The organism is Cobetia sp. 29-18-1 (assembly GCF_029846405.1).
Taxonomy (GTDB): domain Bacteria; phylum Pseudomonadota; class Gammaproteobacteria; order Pseudomonadales; family Halomonadaceae; genus Cobetia; species Cobetia amphilecti.
On record NZ_JARWKS010000001.1, the window covers coordinates 350,533 to 364,550 of the forward strand.

10 protein-coding genes and 2 tRNA genes are annotated in these 14,018 nt (G+C 63.7%); 7 read left to right on the plus strand and 5 right to left on the minus strand.

What is annotated here, in order from left to right:
- Nucleotides 1-830: 830 nt before the first annotated feature.
- On the plus strand, nt 831-1,892 hold the full coding sequence (gene corA / locus QD208_RS01430; RefSeq protein ID WP_084589333.1) for a magnesium/cobalt transporter CorA: 1,062 nt from the start codon (nt 831-833) through the stop codon (nt 1,890-1,892).
- A 440-nt stretch (nt 1,893-2,332) separates the two neighbouring features.
- Nucleotides 2,333-3,232 (plus strand): LysR family transcriptional regulator, encoded by a 900-nt coding sequence (locus QD208_RS01435; RefSeq protein WP_043333112.1) that lies wholly within the window; start codon nt 2,333-2,335, stop codon nt 3,230-3,232.
- Between the two features lie 20 nt (nt 3,233-3,252).
- Here QD208_RS01435 and QD208_RS01440 read toward each other — a convergent pair whose 3' ends face one another.
- The 3 genes from QD208_RS01440 to cydD are packed head-to-tail and all read right to left on the minus strand — an operon-like array spanning nt 3,253 to nt 7,800.
- A complete protein-coding gene (locus QD208_RS01440; RefSeq protein WP_279835384.1) occupies nt 3,253-4,065 on the minus strand; it encodes an SDR family NAD(P)-dependent oxidoreductase in 813 nt (270 codons plus the stop codon).
- A 37-nt stretch (nt 4,066-4,102) separates the two neighbouring features.
- Complete coding sequence (gene cydC, locus QD208_RS01445) at nt 4,103-5,965, minus strand: thiol reductant ABC exporter subunit CydC (protein WP_279835385.1); 1,863 nt, start codon at nt 5,963-5,965, stop codon at nt 4,103-4,105.
- Nucleotides 5,962-7,800, minus strand: a complete 1,839-nt coding sequence (cydD, locus tag QD208_RS01450) for a thiol reductant ABC exporter subunit CydD (protein ID WP_279835386.1) — start codon at nt 7,798-7,800, stop codon at nt 5,962-5,964. The genes cydC and cydD overlap by 4 nt, the downstream gene beginning before the upstream one ends.
- Nucleotides 7,801-8,057: 257 nt before the next feature.
- On the opposite strand from cydD, the gene gltX reads away from it, so the two are divergent.
- From gltX to QD208_RS01465, 3 genes are all read left to right on the plus strand, one after another.
- Nucleotides 8,058-9,533 carry a glutamate--tRNA ligase gene (gene gltX, locus QD208_RS01455; protein WP_043333111.1) on the plus strand — a complete coding sequence of 492 codons (1,476 nt, stop codon included), beginning with the start codon at nt 8,058-8,060 and terminating at the stop codon, nt 9,531-9,533.
- A 215-nt stretch (nt 9,534-9,748) separates the two neighbouring features.
- A tRNA-Ala gene (locus QD208_RS01460) sits at nt 9,749-9,824 on the plus strand.
- Nucleotides 9,825-9,842: 18 nt separating this feature from the next.
- Nucleotides 9,843-9,918: transfer RNA gene (locus tag QD208_RS01465), tRNA-Glu, on the plus strand.
- A 530-nt stretch (nt 9,919-10,448) separates the two neighbouring features.
- Here the strand turns inward: QD208_RS01465 and QD208_RS01470 are convergent.
- The gene (locus QD208_RS01470) at nt 10,449-11,336 is read right to left on the minus strand and encodes an NAD(P)-dependent oxidoreductase (protein WP_279835388.1); all 888 of its coding nucleotides are present in this window, start codon (nt 11,334-11,336) and stop codon (nt 10,449-10,451) included.
- 283 nt (nt 11,337-11,619) lie between these two features.
- On the minus strand, nt 11,620-12,906 hold the full coding sequence (gene gltA, locus QD208_RS01475) for a citrate synthase (protein ID WP_043333109.1): 1,287 nt from the start codon (nt 12,904-12,906) through the stop codon (nt 11,620-11,622).
- 391 nt (nt 12,907-13,297) lie between these two features.
- On the opposite strand from gltA, the gene sdhC reads away from it, so the two are divergent.
- Entirely contained in the window at nt 13,298-13,675 is a 378-nt protein-coding gene (sdhC, locus tag QD208_RS01480) for a succinate dehydrogenase, cytochrome b556 subunit (RefSeq protein WP_043333108.1), read from the plus strand.
- Entirely contained in the window at nt 13,669-14,016 is a 348-nt protein-coding gene (gene sdhD, locus QD208_RS01485) for a succinate dehydrogenase, hydrophobic membrane anchor protein (protein ID WP_043333107.1), read from the plus strand. The genes sdhC and sdhD overlap by 7 nt, the downstream gene beginning before the upstream one ends.
- Nucleotides 14,017-14,018 lie beyond the last annotated feature (2 nt).

A 14,018-nucleotide genomic window follows, 5' to 3' on the forward strand; every position in this document is an offset into this window, starting at 1 on the left:
GGTAGCGGTGTCCCGGCCAGCGGAGTCAGGCCCCTGTCCGGGAGGCTTCTCATCAGACAGTTTTACGGTCCTTGCCAGCGGCTCATCCTACGGGGGGGCCGCTTTTTTATGCGCAAAAAAAGACGCCTCCTTCGCTTGCGCGAGGGAGGCGTCCGGAAGCGCTTCTCGATTCATTCGCTTTCCGTCTGCCAATGACAGGGAGGAAGGCTTGCGAGTCGAGCGGTGCTTCGTGCTCACCAGATTTGGATGTCAGGTCCCTGGCAAGCGTCTCATCAGGCCAGTCACGACCTTGATATTCTGGCGCCATGATACGTCAGCCGGTGAGGGGAGGCCAGCGGCGCGTGAGATAAACGCTGACTCAATGTTAATGAAAATATTTCTCATTAGTATTGACGGCGTCTGCTGGAGAGCATAATCTGGATTCATCGCTTCCCGCCATGGAATGCGGTAGCCAGAACAGCGGAGTCAGGCCCCTGTTCGGGTTTCTCCTCATCAAGCTAGTCACGGTCTTAGGGCGACTCTCACGGGTCGCCTTTTTTCGTGTCTGGCCGTCAGGCGCTGCTCTGGCGCGCTATCTCGATCCTCGCACGATCACTCGCTCAATCACTCCTGCGGGCGATCTTTCGCACGCGGCCTCGCGCTCATGCCTGATACGCCCCGTCGCTCGGCCTCCGCTGGCGCGCCATCTCGTTTAGAATGACGACATCCTATTCCCACGCCGCCAAGGCGCCCGGGTTTCGCTGCCTTTTCAGACGGTTGGCCATTGCGGCCAGTCATTGTCATCAGTCAGTGCACAGGCGCGACCCGCGGGGCTTTTCGAGGAAGTCATCATGATCACACTCTATCGACTGCACGATGATGGCCGCCTGCGCGGCGAACATATCGTGTTGCCCGACCCGCAGCCCGGCCAGCCCGATGCGCCGCCGCGCCTGGCGGATAGCGCAGAAGAGGCGGCTGCCCTGCATGCCGGGCTGCTGGCCGATGACGAGCTGGCGCCACCGATTCTGGTGCGAAGCGATGTGCTGTGGATCGATCTCTGTGAGCCGGATGAGCAGGAAAAGCGCTGGGTGAGCGAACAGTTCACGGTGGAGCTGCCTGATGTCGAGGAGCTGGAGGAGATCGAGTCGTCGTCGCGCTTCTACCTGGAAGGCGATGGCATCCACGTCGTCTCGCTGTTTCCTCATCGCAAGGGGCGCGAGCCGCAGACGGCCAACGTCGCCTTCCATCTGCATGGGCGCCAGCTGATCAGCATGCGCCACGAGGATATCGGCCTGCTGCGGCTGTTCCGCAATCACCTGCGTCGCCAGCGGCTGAGTCCGGAGGATGGCTGGGAGGTGCTGTTGGCGCTGCTGGCGATGAAGGTCGATTACCTGGCCGATGAGATCGAGGATATCTACCGGGCGCTGGAGGCGCTGGGCAAGCAGGCGGTGCACCCCGAGGCGCTGGAAGACACCCTGCACGGCATCCTGTTGCAGGAGCGCTACAACGACAAGGTGCGCCAGTCGCTGCTGGACAGTCAGCGCCTGCTGCGTCAGCTGACGCGCCACCTGCCTTCGGCGCCACGCCAGAAGTCGCGACGGCAGGAGATCCGCGACATGCTGCGCGACATCGACTCGCTCAATCCGCACACCACCTTCATCTTCGACAAGGTCAACTTCCTGCTCGATGCCTCGATCGGTTTCACCAACCTCGATCAGAGCCGCATCATCAAGATCTTCTCGGTGGCTGCTGTGGTCTTCATGCCGCCGACCTTGATCGCCAGCATCTACGGCATGAACTTCCACTGGATGCCGGAGCTGGACGAGGACTGGGGCTATCCCTTCGCGCTGTGCCTGATGGGGGTATCGGCGCTCTCGACCTATCTATTCTTCAAGTGGAAGAAGTGGCTGTAAGTCACTGAAGACAGGCATAAAAAAGCGCCTGGCGTCGTGAGACGGCCAGGCGCACAAGAAACTTGCATTACAACACTGAAGATCGCCACCGAGGCCCGGGATGGGCCGACAGCGAAACCGCGCGTGGGGGCGTCGCCATGCAGACCAGTCACCGGGAATCGGTGGGATGAGCAGTGCAACTACCTGAGCGCGAACCTGGACGGTCGGGCTGCGCCACGCAGGCCCGGCCGTCGTCGGTCTAGTCCGGGAGCAGGCGGCCGATGCCGCGGCGCGCCTGCTCCCGCATGTTCGTGGCGCACAGTATAGGGTGCCGCGCTTTGGAGAATAAGCGCGTACAATCGAAAACTAGGGTTTCCAATATGGAAACCTGGAAGATTGATGGGGTGTCTGGCCGTGTTCAGGGGGCCATGGCGGTTGCACAGCGAGGGTAAGGGAGACACATGGCGACACTTGATGCATTGCGCGTATTCGTCGAAGTCGTGCGCGCGGCCAGTTTCACGGCGGCGGCACGGCGACTGGGAATTTCCAAGTCGCTGGCGTCCAAGCGGGTGGCGGCACTGGAAGAGCAGCTGGGCGTCAGCCTGATCAACCGCTCGACCCGCAAGCTGCATCTCACCGAGGCGGGGCGCATCTACTACGAGCACGGCCTGCGCATCCGCGAGGAGCTGGAATCCGCCGAGGCCCGCGTGCAGTCCGTCACCTCGCAGCCGATGGGCCAGCTCAAGGTGTCGGCGCAGGTGTCGTTCGGCTTCATGTATCTGGCCGCGCCGACCACCGCCTTCATGCGCCGCTACCCGGATGTCAGCGTCGAGATTCTGCTCGAGGATCAGCGCTTCGAGCCCATCGATGAATCGGTGGATCTGGCGATTCGCATGGGGCCGCTGCCGGATTCCTCGATGGTCTCGCGCCCGCTGTGCAAGGTGGTCTATGGCCTGTATGCGGCGCCGGACTATCTGGCGCGCGTCAATGCACCGCCGGTGCAGCCCCAGGACATCCGCGCCTTCGATACCATCTTCTACGGCAATTACGACCTGGGGGCCCATTGGCGCTTCACGCTCAATGGTCAGCCCTTCGATGTGGAGCCGGAGTCGCGGCTGGTGATCAACAATCTGCTCGGCGTGGTGGAGGCGGCCAAGGCCGGCTTCGGTCTCGCCTATCTGCCGACCTTCTCGGCCCGCGCGGCAGTGGAAAGTGGTGAACTGGTGCCGCTGCTGCAGCCCTACTGGAACGAGCATGGCTCGATGGTGGTGCTGTTCCGCTCACGCAAGTACCTGCCCGACAAGACCCGCGCCTACCTCGATTTCATCACCGAGTGGTTCCAGGAGCATCTTCAGCTCTGACGTTGCCTCTACCGAGAGGGTTACCACTCGATGGCCTGACCGGCCCAGTCGTAGAAGCCGCCGCTGGCGGTGGGCGGAAGCTCGCTGGCGAGGCGCAGCAGACGGCGCGCCACGAAGCCCGTGGTGAACAGTTTGCCCTCGGGCACGCGGGCCTGGAAGGGCGTCGACAGGCCGGTGTCAGTGGTGCCGGGATGCAGCGCGACCAGCAGCGCCTCGGGATTGCGCCGCGCGATCTCGATGGCGGCGGTCTTGAGCAGCATGTTGTGGCTGGCCTTGCTGGCGCGATAGGCATACCAGCCGCCGCTGCGGTTGTCGGAGATCGAGCCGACCCGCGCCGACAGCGAGGCGAAGATCACCGGCGTGCGTCGGCGCAGGCGTGGCGCCAGCATTCCCAGCAACAGGGCCGGGGCGAAGGCGTTGACCTGATGCAGGCGCGTCAGGGCCACTAGGCTCAAATCCTCCAGGCGCTTCTCCGGCCATAGCTGCTCGCGCTCGTCATGCAGCAGGCCCAGCGCGTTGAGTATCAGCGCCGGTGGCTGTCCCGTCTCGCTCTCGCCATCCAGTTGCTGTGCCAGCCACTCCTCGAGGCGCGCGGTGCCTTGCTCGGTGGTCAGGTCGGCCTCCAGCGCCTCGAGCTCGGGATGTGCCGGAAGGCATGAGACATCGCGACTCACCGCCAGCACTTTTCCACAGTGGGGATGGGCGAGCAGCTCAGCGATCAGCGCCCGCCCGATCCCGCCGCTGGCACCGGTGACCAGTGCGCAGAAGCCCTGTGGCAGGCGCGCGAAGGTGTCCGCCGCCAATGGCTGATCTTCCAGTCTGCTGTCTGCCATGCATGTCTCCCTCTGTAGTGGCCGAATGTGACTGTCGTCAGGCAGTGCGCTCCATCAGCCTGGCGAGGCGGGAATCGCGGCTCAGCGTGGTCGGGGTGGCGTCTTCCTGCAGGCGGCCCGCTTCCAGCAGTGCCAGACGCGCAAAGCGCTCCAGCCCCAGCGGCTGGTGGGTGATCATGATCAGGCTGCGGCCCTCGCAGGCGGCGAGAATCGCGCTCATCACCTGCTCGGCGCTGGGGCGGTCCAGTCCTTCGCAGGGCTCATCGAGCAGCACGATCGGTGCCGGTGACAGCAGCGCACGCGCCACACCGAAGCGGCGCAGCTGGCCACCGGACAATGAACGCCCCCCTTCATCCGGGAAGCCGGCCAACCCCTGTGGCTGGCGGGCCAGCCAGTCGCCGAGGCCAAGGCTTTCCAGCATGCGCGTCAGTGCTTCATCGCTGGCCTCGGGAGCGGCCAGGCGCAGGTTGTCGGCGTAGCTGGCACAGAACAGATGCGTGTCCTGCGGGCAGACCGCGAAGCTTGCGCGCAGCGTGGCCTCATCGAGTGATTCCAGCGCCACGCCGCCCAGCGTGATGCGTCCGGCGCTGGGAATATGGAAGCGACTGAGCACGTCCAGCAGGGTGCTCTTGCCGCTGCCGGACGGGCCGAGCAGTGCCAGATGCTCGCCTGCGGCCAGTGTCAGGGAAAGCTCTTCAAGCACCGGCGTGTCGCCGTGGGTGACGCTCAGCTGCTCGATCTCCAATGCATGACCCACCGGCGTGGCAGCCTCGCAGTCACTGGGGAACTGAGCCGCCGGCGTATTGGCCTGCACGCTGTTGAGGCGCGCGGCCGCCGACAGACAGCGACCGAGCCCCTGCCAGGCCAGCGGCAGTGGCGCCAGCGCCTCGAAAGCGCCGAGCACGGCCAGCAGGAACAGTGCCAGCAGGCGACCATCGAGCAGCTCTCCAGAAGGCGTCGTCATGTCGGTGTTCGCATATGGCGCCATCTGCATGACGCCGAGTAGCGCCACCCCGGCCAGCGTCAGCCCCAGCAGACTGTGGCTCAGCCAGCTGGCCAGTGCCTGACGGCGTGCCTGGGCGCGCTCGATGCGGTCCCGCTCGGCCTGTTGCTCGGCGAGGCGCTCAAGCTCTTCATTCCAGCGTCCATAGATCACCAGCTCGCCCAGTCCCTGCAGGCGCTCCAGCAGGCGCGCGCGCAGGCGGCTGGCCGAGGACTGATGCCGCATGGCGTCACGGCTGCCACGCCACCAGGCCAGCCACGGCACCAGTCCGCCGGTCAGCATCAGTCCTATCACTGCTACCAGCGCCAATGTCGGCGCGAAGATGCCGATCAGCGTGCCGGCGGCGAGGATGGCGCAGACCGCCACCAGCGAGGGAATCAATACGCGCACGTAGAGGCTGTCGAGGGCGTCGACATCCGCGCCCAGGCGGGTCATCAACTCTCCCTGGCCGGCATGCTGCAGGGCGGCGGGGGAGAGCGGCTCGATGGCCTCGAACAGGCGGCGGCGCAGGCTCGCCAGCAGACGCAGCGTGCCTTCGTGGGTGGTGACGCGCTCGCCATAGCGTCCGGCGGTGCGCGCCAGCGCCAGACCGCGCACGCCTGCCGCCGGTGTGAAGAAGTTGAAGGCCTGGGTGGCGGCGACGCTCAAGCCGGCCACGGCGGTGGCGGAGAGAAACCAACCCGACAGCGCCAGCAGACCGGTGGCGGCCAGCAGGGTGATCAGCGCCAGCAGCGCGCCGATGCCTAGCCAGCCGCGATGCTCGCGCATCAAGGCCAGATAGGGCGTCAGTTCGCGCAGACGTGGGCGCTGCTCGCTATACGCTTCACCCAGTGCTGGCTCACTTGCTGTGACAGCCGCGGGCGTGTCAGGCGCGGGCTTGCGGATGGCGCGGTTCATGCGTCACCTCGCGGTGTCGGGAGGGGGAGCGGGCGGTCCTGCACCAGCTGGCCATCGTCCAGATGAATCAGGCGCTGGCACAGCGTCAGCAGCTCTGGTCGGTGGGTCAGCAGCAGCAGGGTGCGACCCTCGCCGAGACGCTTGAGCGCGGCGATCACGCGCGCTTCGCTGTCGGCGTCCAGGCTGGCGGTGGGTTCATCCAGCAGCACCAGCGGCGCGTCATGCAAGAAGGCGCGGGCCAGAGACAGGCGGCGTGCCTGACCGCCGGACAGCGCCTGGCCGCCCTCGCCAAGACGCGTCTCGAGCCCGCGCGGCAGGTGCTGGTACCAGTCAAGCAGGTCGGCATTGTCCAGCGCCGCTTCGAGCTGTGCGTCGCTGGCCTGAGGCCTGGCCAGGCGCAGGTTGTCGGCCAGCGTGCCGGACAGGACCACCGTCTCCTGACCGACCCAGGTCGCCATGCCCGGCGGCAGGCCGTGGCTCAGCGGATGGCCATTGAAATACAGCAGGCCGTCGCTGGCCGCGACGAAGCCGAGCAGCAGATTGAGCAGCGTCGACTTGCCGGAACCGGAGGCGCCGGTCAGCGCGACGCGTTCGCCCTGGGTGATCCGCAGGGTCAGCGGGCCGAGCGCCGGCGGAGTCAGCGTGCTGGTCTGGCGGTTCCACTGATTGGGATAGCGCACACAGACCTCTTCCAGCATCAGCGAGTGCAGCTTGCGGGTCTGAGGGCGCGCCGCGGGCAGGTCGCTGATGGCATTGTGCGCCTGTGCGCCAGCCTCGGCCTCTTGCGTGAAGGGGGCACTGCCGACGATGGGGGCGAGATCACTGGCGGCAGCCTCGGCCTCGGCCTTGGCGTGATAGTGCACGCCCAGCTCGCGCAGCGGCTGATAGAACTCGGGCGCCAGCACCAGAATGAAGAGCGCGGTCTGCAGGGTCAGCGGTGAGTCGCCCCAGGTGCCGAATTGCAGGTGGCCGAGGAAGTGGAAGCCGAGGTAGACCGCCAGCAGCGCGATGGACACCGCGGTGAAGAATTCCAGCACCGTGGAGGACAGGAAGGCCAGGCGCAGCACGCGCATGGTGCGCTTGCGAAAGGCATGGCTGACCGCCTCGACCTGGGGGCCGCGTCTGGCGCTGCCGAACAGCTTCAGGGTCTTGAGGCCGGTGAGCAGGTCCATGAAGTGGCGGCCCATGCGGTCCATCTCCCGGAACTGCTCCTGCGAGCGCTTGCGCGCCGCGATGCCGACCAGAATCATGAAGATCGGTACCAGTGGTGCGGTGGCGGCCAGAATCAGGCCGGCCGCCCAGTTGAGCGGAAACACCACGCACAGCAGCATCAGCGGAATCAGCCCCGCGAGGCGTGTCTGTGGGCGGAAGTCGGCGTAGTAGCCGTGCAGTGACTCGACCTGGTCCCAGACGCGGTTGGCGAGACTGGCGCGATGCTGGCGACGCACCCACAGCGGGCCGAGTTCGGCGAAGCGCTGCAACAGTCGCTCGCGCAGGCGACGGCGGATCTGTTGACTGGCGCGGGTGCCGGCATAGCCACGCAGGCCAGTGAGCGCGCCGCGCAGCGAGAGACTGGCGGCGAGCACCGCGATGGCCGGCCACAGTGTCGCCAGGCCTTCGCGGTCGATCGCCACGCCCTGGGCCAGGCGTGCGATGGCCCAGGCCTGGGCGAGCAGCACCAGCGTCGAGAGCAGGGCGCACAGGATGGCGAGCTGGGGCCAGCGGCCACCGGCACGTGCCAGTGTCTCCAGCCAGCGGCGTGGCACGAATTCTGCCGATGCAGTGGCATCGGTGGGGGAGGGTGAAACATCGGGTGCAGCGGCAGTTCGGGGCATTCATGCTCCTGCCGGTGGTGGCAGAGATAGTTGCAGGGAGGCGCTGGCGTCACGTCTCAAGGCAGAGAATGACGCATCTGGCGCAAGCTTACCGCCGAGAGAGCGTTGGTACACGGCGACGCACTGTCGCACATCTTCACCTTGCGTATAATATGCCCCAGCACTTGCTGCTGAGACAGCAGCGTGATTTCACGGCCCGGCAGTCAGTCATTGCCGAGACGCTTGTTGCCCTCTCTTCTCGAACTACTGGACTCCACATGACCGTTCGTACGCGCATCGCACCGTCGCCGACTGGTGATCCCCACGTCGGCACCGCCTACATCGCCCTGTTCAACCAGTGCTTCGCTCGTCAGCACGGTGGCGAGTTCATTCTGCGTATCGAGGATACCGATCAGACGCGTTCCACCGGCGAATCCGAGCAGATGATCCTCGACTCGCTGCGCTGGCTGGGCATCGAATGGGCCGAAGGCCCGGATGTCGGTGGTCCGCACGGCCCGTACCGTCAGAGTGAGCGTGGCGACATCTACGCCAGGCACTGCCAGCAGCTGATCGATGCCGGCCATGCCTTCAAGTGCTATCGCACCAGTGAAGAGCTGGACGAGCTGCGCGAGTCGCGCAAGGCCGAAGGTCTGCACATGGCGCTCAAGCCGTCCGATCTCGCGCTGCCGGCAGAAGAAGTGGCACGTCGTGAAGCGGCGGGCGCGCCCTTCGTCATCCGCATGAACGTGCCGGAAAGCGGCACCTGTGTGGTCAAGGACATGCTGCGCGGCGAGATCGAGGTCGAGTGGGCCCAGGTCGATGCGCAGATCCTGCTCAAGTCCGATGGCATGCCGACCTACCACCTGGCCAACGTGGTGGATGATCACCTGATGGAGATCACCCACGTGCTGCGTGGCGAGGAGTGGATCAACTCGGCGCCCAAGCATCAGCTGCTGTATGAATACTTCGGCTGGCAGATGCCGGAACTGTGCCACATGCCGCTGCTGCGCAACCCGGACAAGACCAAGCTGTCCAAGCGCAAGAACCCGACATCGATCCTCTACTACCGTCGCATGGGTTACCTGCCGGCGGCGGTGATCAACTATCTCGGTCGTCTCGGCTGGTCCATGCCGGACGAGCGCGAGAAGTTCACCCTGAGCGAGATGCAGGAGCACTTCGATATCCAGCGTGTCTCGCTGGGTGGCCCGGTATTCGATGTCGAGAAGCTCAGCTGGCTGAACGGTCTCTACATCCGTGATCTGTCCGAGGACGAGCTGCTGAGCGAGCTGCGTCAGTGGGCCTTCAACGAGTCCTACGTCAAGCAGATCCTGCCGGAAGTGAAGCCGCGCATCGAGACGCTGTCCGAGGCGATTCCGCTGGCCGGCCACTTCTTCTCCGGTCTGCCGGCCATCACGCCGGACGACTTCGCCAAGGCGAAGCTGGAAGGCGAAGACCTGGTGCGTCAGATGCAGTTCCTGACCTGGAAGCTTGAAGCCGTGAGCCGCTGGGACAAGGAGCACCTGCTGGCGGAAGTGAAGCTGCTCTCCGAGCACTTCGGGCTCAAGATGAAGGACTTCCTGGCACCGGTGTTCGTGGCGGTGACCGGCTCGGCGACTTCCACCTCGGTGATGGACGCGATGGTCATTCTGGGCTCCGACATGACGCGCGCGCGTCTGCGTCACGCCGTGGCCGTACTGGGCGGCGTCTCCAAGAAGGCCGCCAAGCGCTTCGAGAAGGAATATCGCGACCTGTAAGAATATCGCGACCTGTAAGAATATCGCGACCTGCAAGGGTGTCTGCGATGTGCAGATGATGGCCCCCGTGACGTATGTCGTCATGGGGGCCATGTCTTGCAGCAGGGCGCTGAACAGCGCTTTCATTGCTGATCAGCAGCACGATGAGAATTGTGTGAAAAAGAAGTTGACGACCCCGAGGGTTATCAGTAAGATACGCCTCGTTCTTGAGAGACGGGGCCTTAGCTCAGCTGGGAGAGCGCAACACTGGCAGTGTTGAGGTCAGCGGTTCGATCCCGCTAGGCTCCACCAAGTTTCTCAAGCGACTGCGTCCCATTCGTCTAGTGGTCCAGGACACCGCCCTTTCACGGCGGTAACAGGGGTTCGAACCCCCTATGGGACGCCACTCTTCAGACATCTCGAGTCACCTTTCAGGTCTCGTGAAGTCAACAAAAAAGCACACCTTGCGGGGTGTGTTTTTTTTGTCCCTGATTCTGGCTTATGCACAGCCTGTGTGTCGGCAGAAAAGCATGTTATCCCCAAGTCGCCCTTGACAGACCCCGTGTCTTGTCCACTGTTCGCGCGCTGTCACATCTCCCCCTGCATCTCTTCCCAAAGTGCGGACCCTGCGGCTGGCGCTTACGTCGTGTTACCAAAAATTTCTTTTATATCAATGGTTTATGCGCTGGTTAAATTTTGTGCAATCTGTTGGTAAGCCCGCTGTCATGCTGGTTCGCCGCGCTTGTCTAGGGGTTATCAACGAGGTTATCCACAGATAGTGTGGAAAAACCTGCCGAGCGCCGCTGCTGTCTGGGATGTTGCGCTGCGGCATGAAAAAACGCCTCATTCCCGCGTCCATATGGCGTTGGAATGAGGCGTTTTCAGTGCGAGGCCGTGTGATGCGATTCAGCTCGCTCGTGTGTATTCAGACCCGCTTCATCTGGAGAGGCGCTTGAGCAGCGAGGAGGTGTCCCAGCGATTGCCGCCCATGGCCTGCACGTCGGCATAGAACTGATCGACCAGCGCGGTCACCGGCAGGCTGGCATCGATGCGGCGTGCTTCCGCCAGACAGATGTCGAGGTCCTTGCGCATCCAGTCGACGGCAAAGCCGTGATCGTACTCGTCCTTGATCATGGTGGCGTGACGATTTTCCATCTGCCAGGAACCGGCGGCGCCCTTGGAGATCACCTCGATCACCGCCTCGCGATCCAGTCCGGCCTGCTCGGCGAAGTGCAGGCCCTCGGAAAGCGCCTGCACCAGCCCGGCAATGCAGATCTGGTTGACCATCTTGGTGGTCTGGCCGGCACCGGTCTCGCCGATGCGCTTCACCATGCGACCGTAGTGCGTCAGCACCGGCTCGGCGCGCGCGTAATCCGCCTCGCTGCCGCCACACATGATGGTCAGCACGCCATTCACGGCGCCTTGCTGGCCGCCGGAGACCGGTGCGTCGACGAAGCCGATGCCGGCCTCGACTGCGGCGGCGGCCAGCTCGCGTGCCAGGTCGGCACTGGCGGTGGTGTGGTCCACCAGCAGGCTCCCGCTCGTCATGCCGGCCAGCACGCCGTCGTCGCCGTAGGTGACGCTGCGCACGTCATCATCATTGCCCACGCACATCAGCACGATATCGGCGCCCTCGGCGGCTTCTCGCGGGGTGGCGTGATGGCTGCCGCCATACTCCTCGCTCCACTGCTCGGCGCGTGCACGTGTGCGGTTGTAGACCCGCACCTCAAGGCCTGCGCGTTTCAGATGGCCGGCCATGGGGTGACCCATGACGCCGAGTCCGATGAAGGCGGCGGTACGTGGCGTTGTGTGTGTGTCTGACATGCTGGGGGCTCCTTGCCATCAATCAGGAATGAGGTTGCGCCGCTCGCGGTGGGGCGCATGGCGTGCCGGCGCGTACAGGACGTGAAGAGGCCGGTACATCAGCACGCTAGCACGTCCGGGGCGGGGATGGGGCGGCTTTATGGCTTGCTGTCAGGCAGGGGCTGCGCGCATGAGAGGCAACAGGCCAAAAAAACCGCCTCCGAAGAGGCGGTCTGTCCTGCAGGCGCATGACTCGATGTTGCCGGGTGCTTGGTTGCCTGGTGCTTGGTTACCTGGTGCTGGGTTACTTGGCCGGATAGTCGCGCTGCGGGTGGCCGGTGTAGAGCTGACGCGGACGGCCGATGCGGTGGCCGCCGGCGATCATCTCGTTCCAGTGGGAGATCCAGCCGATGGTGCGCGACATGGCGAAGATGACCGTGAACATGTTGGTCGGGATGCCGATCGCCTTGAGGATGATGCCGGAGTAGAAGTCGACATTCGGGTACAGCTTGCGCTCGATGAAGTACTCGTCTTCCAGCGCGATCTGTTCCAGACGCTTGGCGATCTTGAGCTGCGGGTCGTCCGCCATGCCCAGCTGCTCCAGCACTTCGTCGCAGGTCTCTTTCATGACCTTGGCGCGCGGATCGAAGTTGCGATAGACGCGGTGACCGAAGCCCATCAGCTTGAACGGGTCTTCCTTGTCCTTGGCCTTGTCGATGAAGCGCTGGATGTTCTCCTCGGACTCTTCACCGATCTCGTCGAGCATGGCCAGCACGGCTTCGTTGGCGCCGCCGTGTGCCGGGCCCCACAGTGCCGCGATACCGGCACTGATGCAGGCGAACGGGTTGGCCCCGGTGGAGCCGGCCAGACGTACGGTAGAGGTCGAGGCGTTCTGCTCGTGGTCGGCGTGCAGCATGAAGATGGTGTCCATCGCCTTGGCGAACACCGGGTTGATCTTGTACTCCTCGCACGGGTTGCCGAACATCATGTACAGGAAGTTCTCGCCGTAGGAGAGGTCATTGCGCGGGTACATGAACGGCTGACCGATGTTGTACTTGTGGCACATGGCCGCCAGGGTCGGCATCTTGGCGATCAGGCGCACGGCGCTGACGTAGCGTTCCTTCTCGTTGGTGATGTTCAGGTTGTCGTGATAGAAGGCGGCCAGGCCACCGACCACGCCGCACAGGATCGCCATCGGGTGGGCGTCGCGACGGAAGCCCTTGAAGAAGTTGACGATCTGCTCATGCACCATGGTGTGGTTGCTGATCAGCTGGGCGAACTTGTCGTATTCCTCGTCGCTCGGCAGCTCTCCGAACAGAAGCAGGTAGCACAGCTCGATGTAGTTGGAGCTCTTGGCCAGCTGGTCGATGGGGTAGCCGCGATGCAGCAGCACGCCTTTCTGGCCATCGATGAAGGTGATGGATGATTCGCAGGCGGCAGTGGAGACGAAGCCCGGGTCGTAGGTGAACATGCCTTCGGCGGTCAGGCCGCGAACGTCGATGACGTCCTGGCCGAGCGTGCCGGAATAGACCGGGAACTCGATGCTCTTGTCGATACCGTCTACTGTCAATGTCGCTTTCTTGTCAGTCATGCCGACCTCCTCATTATTCGCGTAACTCTTTGACTTGCTTGCCATGCCGGGCTTGCATCAATCCCGCCCACTATAGAAGCCCGCGAAAGATTGTCAATTCGCCACACGGCGTAGAGACGCGCGCCATGCTGCTGTGCGTCAGTTCTCCGACGTTTACGTATCCCGTGCCGTCAGGTCGCGTCCTGTTCACTGCATTTTGTGCAATCCGTGGTTGCGGCCCTGCGACGTCATGCCATTTGTCATGCCAATGGCCAACCCCTATAATCCACCGTCGCGCGACTGGCGGGAAATTCGGCTCGGTACCGTGGATGGCCTGCGCCCGAGACCCTTCCTCAAACCACCGCCCCTGCGGGCTTGCGTCCGTGTTGGGCCAAGAGAGTGTGTAAGAGCCGTGAATAGCAAACGACCCGTAAATCTCGATCTGACGACGATAAAGTTCCCTCTCCCTGCGCTGACTTCAATCACCCACCGTATTACCGGCGTGATTCTGTTCGTGGGCCTGGTATTTGCGCTGTGGGCACTCGATGCCTCGCTGTCCTCCCCGGAAGGGTTCGAGGCAGTGCGCGACACCCTGGCGACCAACTTCCTGGCCAAGATCGTGGCCTGGGGCCTGCTGTCTGCCCTCGGTTTCCACTTCGTGGCTGGCATCAAGCACCTGCTGATGGACATGGATATTGGTGTCGAACTGGAAAGTGCTAATCGCAAGGCGCAGGTCACTGTCGTGATCAGTGCTGTTCTCGTGGTCCTGGCGGGAGTCTGGGTATGGTAAACAACATCACCAATTTCAGCCGCAGCGGTCTGTCCGACTGGGTGCTGCAGCGTGTTTCTGCCGTGATTCTGGCAGTCTATTCCGTGTTCATGGTCGGCTACCTGCTGCTCCACCCGAACCTCGACTACACCACCTGGAGTGGTCTGTTCGAGAACACGGCGATGCGCATCTTCTCTCTGATGGCATTCATCTCGATTGCCGCACACGCCTGGATCGGTCTGTGGACCGTGGCGACCGATTACATGAAGCCGACCGCACTGCGTTTCGGTTTCCAGGTCTTCGTCATCCTTGCGTTGTTCATCTTCTTGGTCTGGGGCGTTCAAGTCCTGTGGGGAGCCTGATA